The organism is Acinetobacter sp. GW821-FHT01C12 (genome assembly GCF_059422625.1).
Genome location: NZ_JBWKXD010000002.1, coordinates 97,104 through 112,985, shown reverse-complemented (window position 1 = coordinate 112,985; position 15,882 = coordinate 97,104). Strand labels below are relative to the sequence as shown.

Sequence of the window (15,882 nt, the reverse complement as noted above, 5' to 3'; positions counted from 1 at the left end):
AGTGTTTCTTTTCAAACTTATATCATTAAAAGGAAAGCGTAAAAAAATAGTGATAAATATAAATGAAAATGATTATAATTAAGCTTCAAGTTTTTAGGTCATTGTTTAATGCAGTTTAATAAATCCTCCCTCGCATTTTCAGTTTTTGCCATCATGTTATCCACCGCTCATGCTGAGTCAGAATCAGATATAACGCAAAATGCTGTAAGCAATAAATTGCCAACGATTATCGTACAAGCAGACAGTGATAAAAAAGCCTATGCAGCAAAAACAGCAAGTGCGGTATTGCGATCTAAAGCGCCTTTATTTGAAACAGCTCAGTCGATTAGTGCGATCACCAATCAGCAAATTGAACAAAAGCAAGCAAAAACAGTAGCAGAAGCCTTAGAAGGTGTGGCAGGCGTGACCTCTGGTCAATATGGACGAAGAGGCTGGGATGACTTTATTATTCGTGGACAAATATCCAGTTCACAAACTTATATTGATGGGTTACGTATCCAAGCATCGGATAATGTTTTACGAGCAGAAGATATTTCAGGCTTAGAGTCTATTGAAGTGGTCAAAGGTCCCACCTCAGTTGGTTTCGGTTTGGCGCTGCCAGGCGGTTTAGTCAATTTAACCACCAAACGCCCACAAGCAGAAACCGCTTACAAAGGCACATTAAGTTATGGAAGCTATGGTTTAAAAGAAGGTACATTTGACCTAAATTATGCCCCTGATAATCGTGCAAAAGGCGCTTTTCGTATTGTAGGACGGGTCTCTGATCAAGATGACCCGACTGACCATGTTTATTTTAAAAATCAATATATTGCTCCATCTTACAATTTTGATCTAGGTGATAAAGATGATTTATCCGTCATTGCCAGCTATCAACACCGTGAATACATCCGTCAACAGGGCATTCCTTTTAGTAAAGGCGATTATAAAAAATACCCTTCAAGTCTATTCTTTGGTGAACCTGATCATGGTTATGACGTCGATGTTTATCGTCTTGGTGCAAATTATGCGCACTACTTTGATAATGCTTGGGTGTTTAAACAAAACTTTGCGGTTACCAAAACTGATACCCAAGGCAATCCGATATTGGCATCAGGTACAAATACATTGCCAATCATTAAACGTTCTGTAAATAATCAAGATAAACAAGATACCAACTACACCTTGGACAGCAACCTGCAACGTAATTTTGATTTTGGAAAGATCAACTACGATGTGATGGTGGGTGTCGATATGATGCGAGAGCGTAGTGATTACTATCGTAGAAACGATACCATCAATTCTTTTAATGCTGACCATCCAGTCTATGGAATCACCAGTACCAAACTGGGGACGCCAACACAACAATTAACCTATAGCCAATTTACGGGTCTCTATCTACGCAATACAATTAAAGTAGATGATCACTGGATTATCGGATTGTCTGGTCGACATGACTGGACTCAGGTTGAAATTGACGATGTATTAAAAAATAGTAACAGCAAAAACTCTGACAATGCTTTTACGGGCAGTGGATCGGTGATGTACCGTATCAATGATATGTTTGCACCATATATCAGTTATTCAACCTCATTTATGCCTGTAACAGATGCTGGTGAAAATGGCCAATTGCTGAATCCTGAAGAGGGTAAACAAGCCGAAGTCGGGGTCAAGTTACAAGCACTGGATCAGCGTCTACAAGGCTATATTGCCTATTATGATCTGACCCGTAAAAATGTGACTGAAACAGATATCTCTCAGAAATTCTCAATCCAAACAGGTGAACAAGTCACCAAAGGTTTTGAAGCAGAAATAGCGGCTGCACTCACAGATCAATGGAATGCAACAGCAACCTATAGCTATATCCCAACAGCAAAAGTCACTGAAAGTGTGATTGCCAGTGATATTGGTAAACGGACCAATCATGTACCTAAAAATGCCAGTTCATTATCCACCCAGTACTATTTTAGCCCAGATAAATTAGGTTGGAATATTGGTGCAGGGATTCGTTATCAAGGTTCTCGAACAGCACAACGTAGTACAGATTTTGTCTACTTACCAAGTTATGCCTTATTTGATGTAAATGCGGGTTATGAAGCCAAGAATTGGGGCGCAGGTTTAACGATTAAAAACTTATTTGATAGAGAGTATCTGGCAGGGACCACACCAAATGCACAATTGGTCAATTGGGGAGATCCTATGATGGTTCGTCTGAATGTGAAATTTAAATATTAACAGCAGCTTAGTTTAGATATAGTTTTCACTATTTGAATTTAATGCTAAGACATAAGTTTTATGGGTATTGAGGACAATACCCATTTTTTTAAGATCAAAATACTTAGAACGAGACATACTTAGATTTATTAGAATATTAGCGAATTGAGTGAAAACCTTAAGATATTCAATTTAGAACAACACTATATCTAATTTCTACCATCGTAATAAAAACCATTGCTCCTATTGAGAAATGATTAAAAAGCTTAAATTAAGATGCAGTGAATGATGTCGATTATGCAGAGATCTGCTTGAAAAGCATTTTATGATTACAGCAATTCGATTTAAAACATTCTATAATTCAGGCCTATTTATTTTGCTGTATTTATCTAAATTTTTTTATGTCTCAGCTTTCCCAATACTTTGCTCAAAACCAATTTTGTTGTTTGGTGGAATATTTGCCTTCAAAGCAAGAGATGCTGCCTGTAGCCACACAACTGGCGGGCTTTCCTGTATGTATGACTTTGTCAGATCGAGTACGTTCAGATGATGATATTGCACCATTAATCGCCGCACAATCTTATCCGCAGCAGATTGAAAAAGTATTGCACTATGCAGGTAAAGGTCGAGATATACATGATTTCAATCTGTTTTTAACGCAAGCCAAACAACACGGACAGCAAAATTTATTGTTACTGACTGGCGATAAGCTAAAACAACATCACGATGGGCAAGGTAGTCATGCTCGAACACGCTATTTGGAATCGGTGAATGCGGTCATCGCTGCCAAACAACAAGGTGGTTTTCATATTGGCGTTGCCTTGAATCCGTTTAAATATAGTCAAGCAGAAAAACAAGCGCAGTATTTAAAATTACATAAAAAACTACAAGCAGGTGCTGATTATATTATTACCCAGTTGGGCTTTGACCTCGTGGCACTTAAACAAGCGCATGAGTTTTTAATTGAAGAAAACTATACACAAAAAATTCTTGCTTGTGTGATGCCGTTGACTTTAGCACGTGCGAAATTTATGCTGAAACACAATGTTGCGGGTATTGTGATTACACCACATATGCTTGAAGTGTTGGCTCAAGAACATGGTTCTGATCAAACTGAAAATACTTATTTACGTTGTGCTTTGCAAATTTTGATTTGTCAGCATATTGGTTATGCTGGTGTGCATCTTTCTGCGTGCCATAAAGCCGATGAGCAAGCGATTTTAACGGGTTATATTGAACAGTATCGACATCTTGATCTTAAACAATGTCAACAATTATGGGATCAATTATGGCAGCTTAAAACTGGCAATGAATTACGTCCAGCGGTTGTAAAAAAGCCTAAGCTGAGTAATTTGCATCAGAAAGTAAAATATCAATTTTTAGATACCATTCACAGTACCATGTTTAATTCCAATTTGGTTAAAGGGCTGGGTGCTTATATTTTTAGTGCGGGTTTTTGGAATAAAGCCCTTGCAGCAAAATTGCTGTTACAAGCGGAATATTTGAGTAAACATTTTATTGTCGGGTGTGAGAGTTGTGGCCAGTGTAGGCTGGCTGAAACCTTATATATTTGCCCTGAAACTTGCCCCAAAGGTCTGGCAAATGGGCCATGCGGTGGCACACATTTAGACCGTTGTGAGTTTGGGGATCGAGAGTGTATACACTCTGTCAAAGCTCGATTGGCTGAAGAGGTCGATCAAATTCAGGTATTAAAAAAGCAGCTGATTCCAACTGTACCGATAGAAGTCCGTGGAACCAGCTCTTGGAAAAACTGGTATGTGAAGCAGTGATAAGGGGAGGTGTCTGGATAAATTAACTTTCCTCGTCCATCACATTGGTATAAAACTTTTCACCTAATTTGATCCGGTCACGACCATTTTTCATGCGCCAGCGATTGGTATCTCGCAGTGAATAAACACAGCCACAGTATTCTTGTTGGTAAAATTCTTCACGTTTGCTGATTTCGATCATACGATGTGCACCACCGCTTTTGCGCCAGTTATAATCCCAATATTCAATTTGTGGGTAATGTGCGGCAGCTCGGATTCCACAGCCGTTAATTTGTTGCATATCTTTCCAACGCGATATGCCCAATGAGCTGCTGATTAAACTAAATCCATGTTCGTGTGCGTAGAGTGCGGTTCTCTCAAAACGCATATCAAAACACATGGTACAGCGGATGCCTTTTTCAGGCTCATTTTCCATACCTTTGGCACGTTCAAACCAATTGTCTGTATCGTAGTCACAGTCAATAAATGGAATATTATGCTTCTCAGCAAAGCGAATATTTTCTTCTTTGCGAATTAAATATTCTTTGACTGGATGAATATTTGGATTATAGAAAAAAATTGAAAAGTCGATGCCTGATTCAATTAAGGTTTCCATGACTTCACCTGAGCACGGCGCGCAACATGAATGCAGCAACAATTTGTCGTGGCCTTGGGGGAGTGTGAGCTTTTGGCGTTCCAGAGTCATGCTAAACAATATAAAAAATGAATAATCTTCTATTGTAAAAGTTTTAAAGTCTTGTGGTGTTTGAATTCACTGAAATGTTTTCAGTCTATGCTGAAAGTTTTTAAGGATGATATTTTAAATCGCCAGATTTAGTTCATTCAATAATGGAGTGATTTAATTGTATGGATGAGTAAGAGCATCTTCAATGTTTTGCTTATTATTTAAAAATGAATAAAAATAACAAATTTTAAATTTAAGTGAAAATAATTAAACATAAACGCCATCAATTCGTTATGCTATAGCCAGATCACCTTTAACATATTAATTTGGTAATGACGGAATGTTAGAACTTCGACATCTAAAAACACTCACTGCTTTACGTGAACATGGTTCATTGGTTGCAGCAGCAGGAGATTTGTGTTTAACACCTTCTGCTTTATCACACCAGCTTCGAGAGTTAGATCAATGGTTTGGTGTCGAAGTGGTGAATCGTCGCTCACGTCCAGTGAGTTTTTCTAATGTTGGTCAACGATTACTGAAACTTGCTGATGATATTTTGCCACAAGTGCAAATTGCCCAGTCTGATATTACCCGAATTGTACATGGGCAAACGGGACGAATCGTTTTCTCTTCTGAATGCCACAGTTGCTTTGATTGGCTTATGCCATTGCTAAACCAGTATCGTCAACAATACCCCGATGTAGATTTAGATTTTGCCTCAGGATTTGAAGCTAATCCACATGAGTTATTACAAACTGGTGAGTTTGATCTATTAATTACAGCAGATCCAATTGCGTTAAAAGGGGTAGAGTATTTTCCAATTTTTGAATATGAATCGCGATTGGTGCTCTCAATCACGCATCCTTTAGCACGAATGAAAGAAATTACGGTGCAAGAGTTGGCGGAAGAAACCTTGGTGACCTATCCAGTGGATAAGCATCGGCTGGATATCATGTCTAGATTATTTATTCCTGCCAATATTCAGCCAAAACATATTCGCACCACAGACTTAACCCAAATGTTGATTCAACTTGTGGCAAGTGGTCATGGTATCGCAGCACTGCCTGATTGGGTGGTTAATGAATATGAGCAAAAGGGCTGGGTGGTTTCTCGCCGTTTAGATTGTGTTGCGCCTGAAGGTTTACGTCGTACCTTATATGCCGGTTATCGTGTAGAAGAAAAAGAAAAAGATTATTTTGATGGTTTTCTTAAGCAACTGGATAAATTCTCGAAAAAAAGAGCAACGTATTACTAAAATGTATTATTAATGATTCATCCTGTAGCACCTGCTTGCTGAGTACGATGATTCATTTTAACACGCGCTGACTCAGGCTGGTTTTGGCCTAAATGAGCGCGTGTTTTTTATCGGGTGTTTTCGCTATACCTGAATTATCTTCTTAAGCAGAATATGAGCAAAAACAAAGCTTGGCTTTGTTTGCAGCGCAAGGTTTGCCATGCCCTAAGTCAACCAATCGACAAGCTTAAATATTTTTGCGCCGTGTTGTTTCTATGACACGTTTTTTTAAAAGAATTTTATTAGAGATGGCTTTCAATTAGAGAACGTTTTATTTAGAACGGGTTTTTATTTAACACCTTTGCCATTTTTTAGCTCATTAATAACTCATTTTTGCTTTCTATGTCCTGAAATGCACTCTTATCGCACAAAATTAGTATTACTAAAGCCTAGAAACGTAATACTCAATTGGCACATCCTTTGCATCAAATAAAATTATAAAAAGTGATCTAGGGTTCCGATACTTGTCTAAAAGAGTATGTCTGGACCGAGAGTTCGCGGTTCGAAAGAACTACACGGAGGGATAAAAGCCCGGGAGGAAGTCAATAAACTATCCGAACAGGAGTGGCTATGCATACGACAAATTATCATGATCAACAGGTCATTTGGTCTGAAAAATTACCCGGTGGACATCACTGGTCAGGTCGCATTCCCAAAGGAAGCGTACTTCAATTTAAAGCTTTATCTGCCGATGCCAATGTCTCTTTATTTTGCGTGAATGCCCATGACAGACTTGAGCGTTTTAATATGCCAGATAGTTTAAAAGGGCAACATACTGCTTTTTTAACGCAAGGTCATGTGTTGTATTCCGATTTGGGACGGGTTATGGCCTCAATTATTCATGATGATCATGGCTGGAATGACGCTTTGTGTGGTCCAAGTCGTCCAGAACAGATCCAAGCTACTTTTGGAATAAAGACATTCCAAGATGCCCGAAATCAAATGATTCAAAATGGTCTAGATGGTTTGCTGATTGAAATGAGCAAATATTCACTTGGGCAAATCGACCTCAGCGCAACAGTGAATTTATTTTCAAAAGTGACCCCAGATGATGCGGGCGCATTGTCTTATGTTGGCTCAGACAATACTGGGCAAATCATTGAGCTGCGTTTTGAAATGGATTGCTTTGTATTCTTATCTGCTGCACCGCATGGCTTAGATCATTCAGCGCAATATGCTCCCGCTGATATAGAAATGGGTCTTTTTACCGCATTGCCCTTAACAGAAAACGATATTTGTCGAGACTCATGTCCGCAAAATCAACGTGCATTTGACAATAACCAGCGTTATTACGCGCTGAGTTCATCTCACAACACACGCATTTAAGGACAATCAGCATGAGCATTTTAACTTCAATCGAAAAACCTATTTTAGATCAAGCCTTGTTAAATGAAGTGTGTCCTGCGGGTGAAGCTTGGATGGGCGAAGTAAAAAAAGGCCAATATTTCCGTATCGTTGATTTAGAAGGCAATCAAGCCGTCGATACCTTATTTATTTCAGCAGAAAACCCAGCAGAACGTTATAGCGCAACGGATACTTTGGCTATTAATCAACATGTTTACCTTGAAAAAGGGACAACCTTATACAGTAATTTAGGCCGTCCAATTGCGGTGATTGTCGATGATAACTGCGGTCGTCATGACACCTTAGGCGGTGCCTGTTCATGTGAAAGTAATACGGTTCGCTATGCACGTGACACCTATCCAATGCACAGTTGCCGTAATAATTTTATGTATGCATTAGCCAAGCATCCGATTGCACAAAAACATCAGTTAAACGTTCGGCACATCGGCCCCAATATTAATTTCTTTATGAATGTGCCTGTCAGCTCGGACGGCCATTTAACCTTTGCTGATGGTATTTCTGCCGCTGGAAAATATGTGGAAATTCAAGCAGAGATGGATTTGATCGTACTGATTTCAAATTGCCCGCAATTAAATAACCCATGTAATGGCTATAACCCAACGAAAATTCAATTGCTGGTACACAATGGTATGGGAGCATAAATATGTTTAATAAAGTTCTTATTGCCAATCGTGGTGCAATCGCTTGTCGTGTGATTCGTACACTTAAAAAACTTGGCATCGCTTCCGTTGCTGTTTATTCAGAAGCTGATCAGGATTCTTTACATGTGACTTTAGCCGACGAGGCATTTTGTATTGGTGCTGCACCAGCACAACAAAGTTATTTAAATATTGAAAAAATTCTACAAATTGCCAAGCAAACTGGCGCTGAAGCAATCCATCCAGGTTATGGTTTTTTGTCTGAAAACGCTGAGTTTTGTGACCTATGTGAAAATCAGGGTATTGCCTTTATTGGGCCAACCTCAAGCCAAATGCTGGATTTTGGTCTAAAACATACGGCCCGCGAACTGGCGATTAAAAGCCAAGTGCCACTGTTGCCGGGGAGTTCTTTGCTTTCTGGTGAACCGGAAGCAATCAGCGAAGCGGCACGTATTGGCTATCCTGTGATGTTAAAAAGTACCGCGGGTGGTGGTGGTATCGGTATGCGTTTGGTTTGGGATGAAGCTGAACTCAAAGACGCTTATCAAACCGTTTCGTATTTGGCCCAAGCCAACTTTAAAGATGCAGGTTTGTACTTAGAAAAATTTGTGCAGCATGCTCGACATATTGAAGTACAAATTTTTGGTGATGGAAAAGGGCATGTGTTGGCTTTAGGAGAACGCGACTGTTCTGTACAACGTCGGAATCAAAAAGTCATAGAAGAAACACCCGCACCGCATTTAACTGATGAGCAACGTGACTATATTCAAACTGTCGCGATTCAACTTATGCAATCTGTGAATTATCGTTCAGCAGGTACGGTTGAGTTTGTGATGGATACTGAAACTGAGCAGTTCTATTTCTTAGAGGTGAATACTCGTCTACAAGTTGAGCATGGTGTGACGGAACAAGTCTATGCTGTAGATCTGGTTGAATGGATGGTGACTTTAGCCAGTGGCGATTGGTCAGCGCCCACTGAAAAATTAGCGTCAAAAGGGCATTCGATTCAAGTTCGTTTATATGCGGAAGATCCGATTAAACAATTTCAACCCAGCGCAGGCTTACTGACCTATGTGCAATTTGATCAAAATGCACGGGTCGAAACATGGGTCGAAACCGGTTCAAATGTATCTTCATTTTATGATCCTATGCTTGCCAAAATCATTGTGACGGCGTCAGATCGAGATGCAGCGATCCAAGCCATGCAATCTAGTCTGGCAGATACACAGATTGCAGGAATCGAAACCAATCTGGAATACCTACAAAATATTATTGCGGGTGAGGTGTTTAATTCAGGGACACAAACCACACGCTTCTTAAATAACTTTGTATGGAAAACCCAAAAAATTGAGGTTTTACAATCAGGCATTCAAACCGCAATTCAGGATATTACTGGTCGTTTAGGATATTGGGATGTGGGTGTACCACCATCCGGTGCAATTGATCCTTTAAGTTTAAATGTCGCCAACCAACTTTTAGGCAATCCATATAATACTTCTGGGTTGGAATGTACTTTACAAGGGCCAAGTTTAAAGTTTCATTGTGATAGTCAAATTGTGATTACTGGCGGTGACATGCCATCTAAACTGGATGGCGTACTGGTTCCAATGTGGCAAACCGTGAATGTTAAAAAAGGTCAGGTGCTAAAGTGTGGAACAATGAGCACTGGATGCCGAAGCTATATTGGAATCAAGGGTGGCTTCCATGTTCCCGAATATTTAGGATCAAAAGCCACCTTTACTCTGGGGCAGTTTGGTGGGCATGCAGGGCGTAATTTATTAATTGGGGATATGCTTGCGATTACTGAATATTCATCTGATCAAAGCAAAAGTTTAGCCGCAGATCAAATCCCTAAATTTGCGCGTCATTGGGAAATTGCGGTGATGTATGGTCCGCATGGCGCACCAGATTTCTTTACCAAAAACGATATTGATAGATTCTTTAGCAACCAGTTTGAGATTCACTATAATTCCAGTCGTACCGGTATCCGTTTAATTGGCCCAAAACCTGAGTGGGCACGTGAAGATGGCGGTGAAGCAGGTTTACATCCATCAAATATTCATGACAATGCTTATGCAATTGGTGCGATTGATTTTACAGGCGACATGCCGATCATCTTAGGGCCTGATGGTCCAAGCTTAGGTGGTTTTGTTTGTCCAGCAGTGGTAATTCATTCTGAACTTTGGAAAATTGGTCAGCTTAAAGCAGGCGATAAAGTTAAATTTATTCCTGTTAGTTATGCGCAAGCAAAATCCTTGGATCAAACATATCATCAAAGTCTTATTGCTTCTGACACAGATGCGGTGAATTTTAATCCTGTATTCCACGCGGAAAATGACACATTAGAAAATGCTGTTTTAGCCACACGAGTAGCACAAGCAGATTTACCGAGTGTGACTTATCGACCTGCGGGGAATAGCTATTTATTAGTTGAATATGGTGATCTGGTTTTAGACTTAAATCTACGTTTCCGTATTCATGCTTTGATGCAATGGGTAAAAGAGCAGAATATCCACGGAATTATTGATCTGACTCCGGGGATTCGTTCATTACAAATTCATTTTGATTCAATTCAAATTGATCAAATTGAGCTATTGGAAAAACTTCAACACGCGGAAGCGGAATTGCCTGATATACACAATATGCAAGTGCCTTCACGGACCGTGTATTTACCACTGGCATGGGAAGATTCACAAACCCAATTGGCGACTGAACGTTATACACAAATCGTCCGTCCTGATGCACCGTGGTGCCCTGATAATATCGAGTTTATTCGTCGTATCAATGGCCTAGCATCAAAGCAAGCGGTAAAAGATGTGGTCTATAGTGCCAATTATCTAGTTATGGGATTGGGTGATGTCTACTTAGGTGCACCGGTTGCCACACCACTTGATCCGCGTCAGCGTTTGGTCACAACAAAATATAACCCTGCAAGAACTTGGACACCAGAAAATGCTGTTGGTATCGGTGGAGCATATATGTGTGTTTATGGTATGGAAGGTCCCGGAGGCTATCAATTTGTGGGACGTACTACACAAATGTGGAGTCGCTATCGTAAAAATGCCAATTTTGAAGCAGGCAAGCCGTGGTTATTACGCTTCTTTGATCAGGTTAAATTTTATGAGGTTTCAGAAGCAGAATTGCTACAGATGCGTGAAGATTTTAAAGCAGGGCGTTTGCAACTACGTATTGAAGACGGTGTGCTCAATCTGAAAGAATACAATGATTTCCTTGCTGCAAATCAGGACAGTATTCAGGCTTTTAAACAGACGCAACAAGCCAATTTTGAAGCAGAGCGCCGTCGTTGGCATGCTGCAGGTTTACAAGAATATGTATCTGAAAGTTTAGATACTGTAGAGGATGGTGAAGCGGTCAGTATTCCCGAAGGTGGTTGTGCAGTTGAATCCCATATGCCGGGTTCAATTTGGAAAATCGAATGTGCTTCTGGAGATATTGTTGAAGAAGGTGCAACCCTTGCGGTGATTGAAGCGATGAAAATTGAAATTCCGATTGTTGCACCTGAACGGATGAAGGTAGAAGCCATCACCATTGAAAAAGGCCAGACGGTTAAGACGGGACAGGTATTGTTTACCTTGGCACCTGTAGCCTGATAAAAATCAACACAGGAGCATCAGTGATGATGCTCCTTTTCTGTTTTAAATATAGATTTATTTTTTTCTATTTGCTTTACAGCCATAATCCTATCAAGTGTCATAAGTTATAAAGACTTAGCTGATTAAAATTAAAATAGCAAAGACTTTACTGTTAAACCTATATAACGCTTCGCGCTATGCTTGTGCATTCAATTTATTTTTGCCCAAAAATCATCCATAAATACACGCTAAAACCAGCAAAAACTTGGTTAAAAACTGGCACATTTTCTGCATTGTTATATCAGTAATACAAAAACTGAATTTGGTAATACTGAGATGGAGTTGTGCTATGAATCAGGTCAAAACAACAGTTAAAAAAACACATCCGCTTAAAGCATTTTTTGTTGATTTATTCAGTGTACGTGCGGGCGTGTATATCAAACAAAACACTTCTGTCAACAAGCTAAAAGGATAAGTCTGTGGCTAAACAAAAGTTGGCTCGAATCAGCATTACTGTACCTGAAGCAACGCTAAATGCACTCGATCAGAAAATTGTTGATCAGCACTACGAAAGTCGCTCTCAAGCGATTGTTGACATGATTAATAAACACCTGATTGCGGAACAGGCTCAGGCAAATGAAGTCATGGTCGGCACTTTGACCATTCTTTATGATGCAGGACAAATGCCACTTCGAAATCAACTGATTGATTTACAACAACAGTTTTTAACACAAGTGATCAGTTCTCTGCATATTCAACTTGATCAACAAAAAATCTTACAAGTCATGCTGATGCAAGGGGCAAGTTCTGAGCTTCGGCATATAAGCCAACAATTTACAGCACTCAAGGGTGTGATCAAAGGGCATCTGGAGCTGATGGATGCTGTGATGCCACCAATTCTGCAAAATGATTAAATCGGGAGTAGAGTGATGCAAGACTTATGGACGATCCAAGACTGGCAAAAGGCATATACCAGTCAGCAAATCAAGATTGAGGGTTTAATCGATTATGTTAAAACCATTCACAATGACGATCATGCTTGGATTGAAATCGCATCTGCCACGCAAATTCAGGCACAAATCGAAGCGTTAAAACAGCAAGATATAGCTGATTTACCTTTATACGGTGTGCCATTTGCTGTTAAAGACAATATTGATGTCGCAGGGTTCCATACCACCGCCGCGTGTAAAGACGTTGAATATTTAGCAACAATAGATGCAGTGGTGATTGCCAAGTTAAAAAAAGCTGGTGCTGTGGTAATTGGAAAAACCAACCTTGACCAGTTTGCAACGGGATTGGTCGGGGTACGTTCACCTTATGGCGCGGTCAAAAATAGCTTTAATCCAGAATATATCAGCGGTGGTTCAAGCTCTGGTTCATCGGTTACGGTTGCAAATGGTACTGTGCCCTTTAGCTTAGGGACTGATACAGCAGGTTCGGGTCGCGTGCCAGCAGGGCATAACAATATTGTTGGTCTTAAACCGACCAAAGGCTGGTTTTCAACCACAGGCTTAATGCCTGCTTGTAGAACAATTGATGTAATTTCTATCTTTGCTTTGAGCAGTGACGATGCTTGGACGGTTGCCAGTGTTATGCAAGGCTATGATGAAACAGATGAATATTCACGCAATCACCCCGCCAATGTTCCGACTCAGTTTTCTAAAGGGAAAATTGCCATACCCGCACAGCTTGAGTTTTATGGCGATAGCGAAACTGAAAAAGCTTTCGCAATCGCTGTAGAAAGAATTCGATCACTCGGCTATGAAGTTGAAAGCATTGACTTTACTGATTTCAATGCACTTGCCAAAGCACTCTATAACGAGGCTTGGGTTGCTGAACGAACTGTAGCGGTTGAAAAAGTGGTAACACGTGAACAAGCACATCCTGTTATCGCTGAAATCATTGCCCAAGCAGATAACTTTAGCGCCACTGATGCACTTCAAGCTGAATATAAACGCGCTGTATTGGCTCGAAAAATTAATTTGGCTTTACAAGGCTATGATGCATTGATGGTACCGACCTCACCCACGATTTATTCTATTGCTGATGTTGAAGCTGACCCCATCATAAAGAACTCACACATGGGGGCTTATACCAACTTTGTTAATTTTGCCGATTTAGCTGCAATAGCATTGCCCAATACAATTCGCGCAGATGGTTTACCCAGCGGAGTGACCTTTATCGCGCCTGCTTGGCACGATCAAGCTTTGGCAAATTTTGCCCAAAAATGGCAAGCACTGATTGCGCTTACATTGGGGAAATCTCAGCAGCATTATCAAAAAATGCTTGAGATTACTTCAAAAAATTCAGTCAAGTTAGCGGTTGTGGGCGCACATTTAACAGCGATGCCACTTAATTTTCAGCTCACTAAACGCCAAGGGACTTTATTAAAGAAAACCTATACCGCTAAAAATTACAAATTATTTGCTTTAAAAAATACCAGTCCAGCAAAACCCGGTCTGCAATCTGATGCAACAGGAACGTCTATTGAAGTTGAGGTTTGGGATATTCCATTGGCAAATTTTGGGGCAATCGTTGCAGAGGTTCCAGCGCCGTTGGGAATTGGTAATTTACAACTAGAAGATGGCAGTTGGGTTAAAGGTTTTATCTGCGAGGGCTATGCAATCAATGACGCTATAGATATCAGTCGTTTTTGGGGATGGCGTGCATATATACAGTCGCTAAATCAAACCAATACACAATTTAAAGGCGAAAAAACAGGGGGAGTTTCTGTATGATTCATAAATCTTTATTATCAGTATCACTATTGTCTGCGATGTTGTTCGCTGGTTGTGACAACACAGCAAAAATTCCAGAAGCGAAAGAAGCTACTCAAGCTTCAGCAAATGCGAAACCAATCACCATTGGCTATAGTGATTGGCCCGGTTTTGTGGCATGGCAGGTTGCGATTGAAAAAGGCTGGCTAAAAGAAGCTGGTCTCAATGTTGAGTTTAAATGGTTTGATTATTCAGCATCACTTTCAGCCTTTTCAGCCAATCAATTAGATGCAGTATTTGTCACCAATGGTGATAACTTGGTGACGGCGTCAGGTGGTACCCAAGGCATGATGATTATGGCGACGGACTATTCTGCGGGCAATGATGTGATTATTGCCAAAGATGGGATCAATAGTATTCAGGATTTAAAAGGTAAATCTGTTGGCGTTGAAAAAGGTCTAGTTGATCACTTGCTCCTTGCAACAGCAATGTCAGATCAAAAAATCCCAATCAATGAAATCAAATTGGTCAATTCTGCGACCAATCAATTACCGCAAGTCCTATCCAGCCCCGATGTTTCAGCGATTGCGGTATGGCAACCTGTAGCCAGTCAAGCATTGAAAGCGGTTGCAGGATCAAAAATCATTTATACCTCGAAGGATAAACCCGGTTTAATTTATGACACCCTGACCGTTAATATGAGTCATTTAACTGCACATAAAGATGAATGGAAAAAGATCCTTCAAGTGTGGGACAAGACGGTGAAATACATCAATGATCCTGCGACACATGCAGATGCTGTAAAAATTATGGCAATTCGTTCTGGGGTTGATCCAAAACAATACGAAACAATGGTGAATGGTACCCATTTGCTTGATTTAGAAGCCAATCAAAAAGTCTTTAGTAAAGGCAATGGCTTTGATTCGATCTATGGCTCGTCGTATCACGTCAATAAATTTAATGTGGAAAATGGGATTTATAAAACCGAACAAAATGTTGATGGTCTGATTTATCCAACATTGTTACAAGAGTTGAAATAACGGTTTTTAAAAGAGTCGGGTAGTTTGAAAAATAGCCTAAGCATGTCTTGGGCTATTTTATTTTAGCTGCAAAAGTTTTATATAGAGCATAGAGATTAGTCACAAACTTTGAACAGATTTGAATGCTAGAGCCGCATTAGAAACTAAACAAATCTTAAAATTTTCACTTCAGTAGATTTGATAAAGAAATTAGCAAGTTAGTTTAAATTAATTAACAAGGTCATCACTTCAATCACATGAAAAGAGGATTATCTATTGATTATATTTCTGTGCTTTTTGAAAAAAGATGAATAATTAAAATTCCAATAATCATAAATACCAAACCGATGATTGCAGCTAAATCTAAGTGTTGTTTGTAGTAAAAAAAGCCGACTAAAGACACTAAAATAATACCTGCACCCGACCAAAGCGCATAAGTAATACCAACAGGAATCGTTTTCATGGTCAGTGATAAAAAATAAATGGCAACCGCATATCCGATCACGGTGATGATCGATGCAGACAACTGACTAAAACCATCTGAGGCTTTCATGGCAGAAGTCGCGATGACTTCTGCCACAATGGCAATGATTAGATATAAAAAAGACATTG

Annotated in this window: 12 protein-coding genes and 1 riboswitch; of the genes, 10 read left to right on the top strand and 2 right to left on the bottom strand. The window is 39.9% G+C overall.

The genetic code is table 11. The annotated features are described in order from the left end of the window. The first annotated feature begins 108 nt into the window (after positions 1-108). Both AC07WY_RS06190 and AC07WY_RS06185 read left to right on the top strand, forming a co-directional pair. Positions 109-2,211: a TonB-dependent siderophore receptor gene (locus tag AC07WY_RS06190; protein ID WP_494735969.1), complete on the top strand. Its 2,103-nt coding sequence runs from the start codon at positions 109-111 to the stop codon at positions 2,209-2,211. Between the two features lie 380 nt (positions 2,212-2,591). Beyond that, positions 2,592-3,980, top strand: coding sequence for a methylenetetrahydrofolate reductase C-terminal domain-containing protein (locus AC07WY_RS06185; RefSeq protein ID WP_494735968.1), 1,389 nt, complete (start codon positions 2,592-2,594; stop codon positions 3,978-3,980). A 22-nt stretch (positions 3,981-4,002) separates the two neighbouring features. On the opposite strand, the gene AC07WY_RS06180 is transcribed toward AC07WY_RS06185, so the two are convergent. Further along, positions 4,003-4,665, bottom strand: a complete 663-nt coding sequence (locus tag AC07WY_RS06180; RefSeq protein ID WP_262086280.1) for an epoxyqueuosine reductase QueH — start codon at positions 4,663-4,665, stop codon at positions 4,003-4,005. 319 nt (positions 4,666-4,984) lie between these two features. Between AC07WY_RS06180 and AC07WY_RS06175 the strand changes: the two genes are divergently transcribed. The 8 genes from AC07WY_RS06175 (at position 4,985) to AC07WY_RS06140 (ending at position 15,291) form a co-directional block, all read left to right on the top strand. Continuing rightward, entirely contained in the window at positions 4,985-5,899 is a 915-nt protein-coding gene (locus AC07WY_RS06175) for a LysR family transcriptional regulator (protein WP_004724679.1), read from the top strand. A 477-nt stretch (positions 5,900-6,376) separates the two neighbouring features. Beyond that, a riboswitch (guanidine-I (ykkC/yxkD leader) is annotated at positions 6,377-6,478 on the top strand. Positions 6,479-6,508: 30 nt separating this feature from the next. After that, positions 6,509-7,264, top strand: coding sequence for an urea amidolyase associated protein UAAP1 (locus tag AC07WY_RS06170; RefSeq protein WP_494735967.1), 756 nt, complete (start codon positions 6,509-6,511; stop codon positions 7,262-7,264). An 11-nt stretch (positions 7,265-7,275) separates the two neighbouring features. Next, the gene (locus tag AC07WY_RS06165; RefSeq protein ID WP_419336690.1) at positions 7,276-7,944 is read left to right on the top strand and encodes an urea amidolyase associated protein UAAP2; all 669 of its coding nucleotides are present in this window, start codon (positions 7,276-7,278) and stop codon (positions 7,942-7,944) included. A 2-nt stretch (positions 7,945-7,946) separates the two neighbouring features. Further along, the gene (gene uca, locus AC07WY_RS06160; RefSeq protein WP_494735966.1) at positions 7,947-11,552 is read left to right on the top strand and encodes an urea carboxylase; all 3,606 of its coding nucleotides are present in this window, start codon (positions 7,947-7,949) and stop codon (positions 11,550-11,552) included. A 331-nt stretch (positions 11,553-11,883) separates the two neighbouring features. After that, positions 11,884-12,009, top strand: coding sequence for a hypothetical protein (locus AC07WY_RS06155; protein ID WP_262086276.1), 126 nt, complete (start codon positions 11,884-11,886; stop codon positions 12,007-12,009). Between the two features lie 4 nt (positions 12,010-12,013). Next, positions 12,014-12,448, top strand: coding sequence for a CopG family ribbon-helix-helix protein (locus AC07WY_RS06150; protein ID WP_004822751.1), 435 nt, complete (start codon positions 12,014-12,016; stop codon positions 12,446-12,448). 12 nt (positions 12,449-12,460) lie between these two features. Next, complete coding sequence (gene atzF, locus AC07WY_RS06145) at positions 12,461-14,272, top strand: allophanate hydrolase (protein ID WP_494735965.1); 1,812 nt, start codon at positions 12,461-12,463, stop codon at positions 14,270-14,272. Further along, the gene (locus AC07WY_RS06140) at positions 14,269-15,291 is read left to right on the top strand and encodes an ABC transporter substrate-binding protein (RefSeq protein WP_262086274.1); all 1,023 of its coding nucleotides are present in this window, start codon (positions 14,269-14,271) and stop codon (positions 15,289-15,291) included. The genes atzF and AC07WY_RS06140 overlap by 4 nt, the downstream gene beginning before the upstream one ends. A 259-nt stretch (positions 15,292-15,550) precedes the next feature. Here the strand turns inward: AC07WY_RS06140 and AC07WY_RS06135 are convergent, their stop codons facing one another. Further along, the gene (locus tag AC07WY_RS06135) at positions 15,551-15,880 is read right to left on the bottom strand and encodes a DMT family transporter (protein WP_004724663.1); all 330 of its coding nucleotides are present in this window, start codon (positions 15,878-15,880) and stop codon (positions 15,551-15,553) included. Positions 15,881-15,882: the final 2 nt, after the last annotated feature.

Excerpts from the sequence above, each read along its gene's own strand:
- AC07WY_RS06190 (WP_494735969.1), top strand. The coding sequence starts at position 109 with ATGCAGTTTAATAAATCCTCCCTCGCATTTTCAGTTTTTGCCATCATG.
- AC07WY_RS06185 (WP_494735968.1), top strand. The coding sequence starts at position 2,592 with ATGTCTCAGCTTTCCCAATACTTTGCTCAAAACCAATTTTGTTGTTTG.
- AC07WY_RS06180 (WP_262086280.1), bottom strand. The coding sequence starts at position 4,665 with ATGACTCTGGAACGCCAAAAGCTCACACTCCCCCAAGGCCACGACAAA.
- AC07WY_RS06175 (WP_004724679.1), top strand. The coding sequence starts at position 4,985 with ATGTTAGAACTTCGACATCTAAAAACACTCACTGCTTTACGTGAACAT.
- AC07WY_RS06170 (WP_494735967.1), top strand. The coding sequence starts at position 6,509 with ATGCATACGACAAATTATCATGATCAACAGGTCATTTGGTCTGAAAAA.
- AC07WY_RS06165 (WP_419336690.1), top strand. The coding sequence starts at position 7,276 with ATGAGCATTTTAACTTCAATCGAAAAACCTATTTTAGATCAAGCCTTG.
- uca (WP_494735966.1), top strand. The coding sequence starts at position 7,947 with ATGTTTAATAAAGTTCTTATTGCCAATCGTGGTGCAATCGCTTGTCGT.
- AC07WY_RS06155 (WP_262086276.1), top strand. The coding sequence starts at position 11,884 with ATGAATCAGGTCAAAACAACAGTTAAAAAAACACATCCGCTTAAAGCA.
- AC07WY_RS06140 (WP_262086274.1), top strand. The coding sequence starts at position 14,269 with ATGATTCATAAATCTTTATTATCAGTATCACTATTGTCTGCGATGTTG.
- AC07WY_RS06135 (WP_004724663.1), bottom strand. The coding sequence starts at position 15,880 with ATGTCTTTTTTATATCTAATCATTGCCATTGTGGCAGAAGTCATCGCG.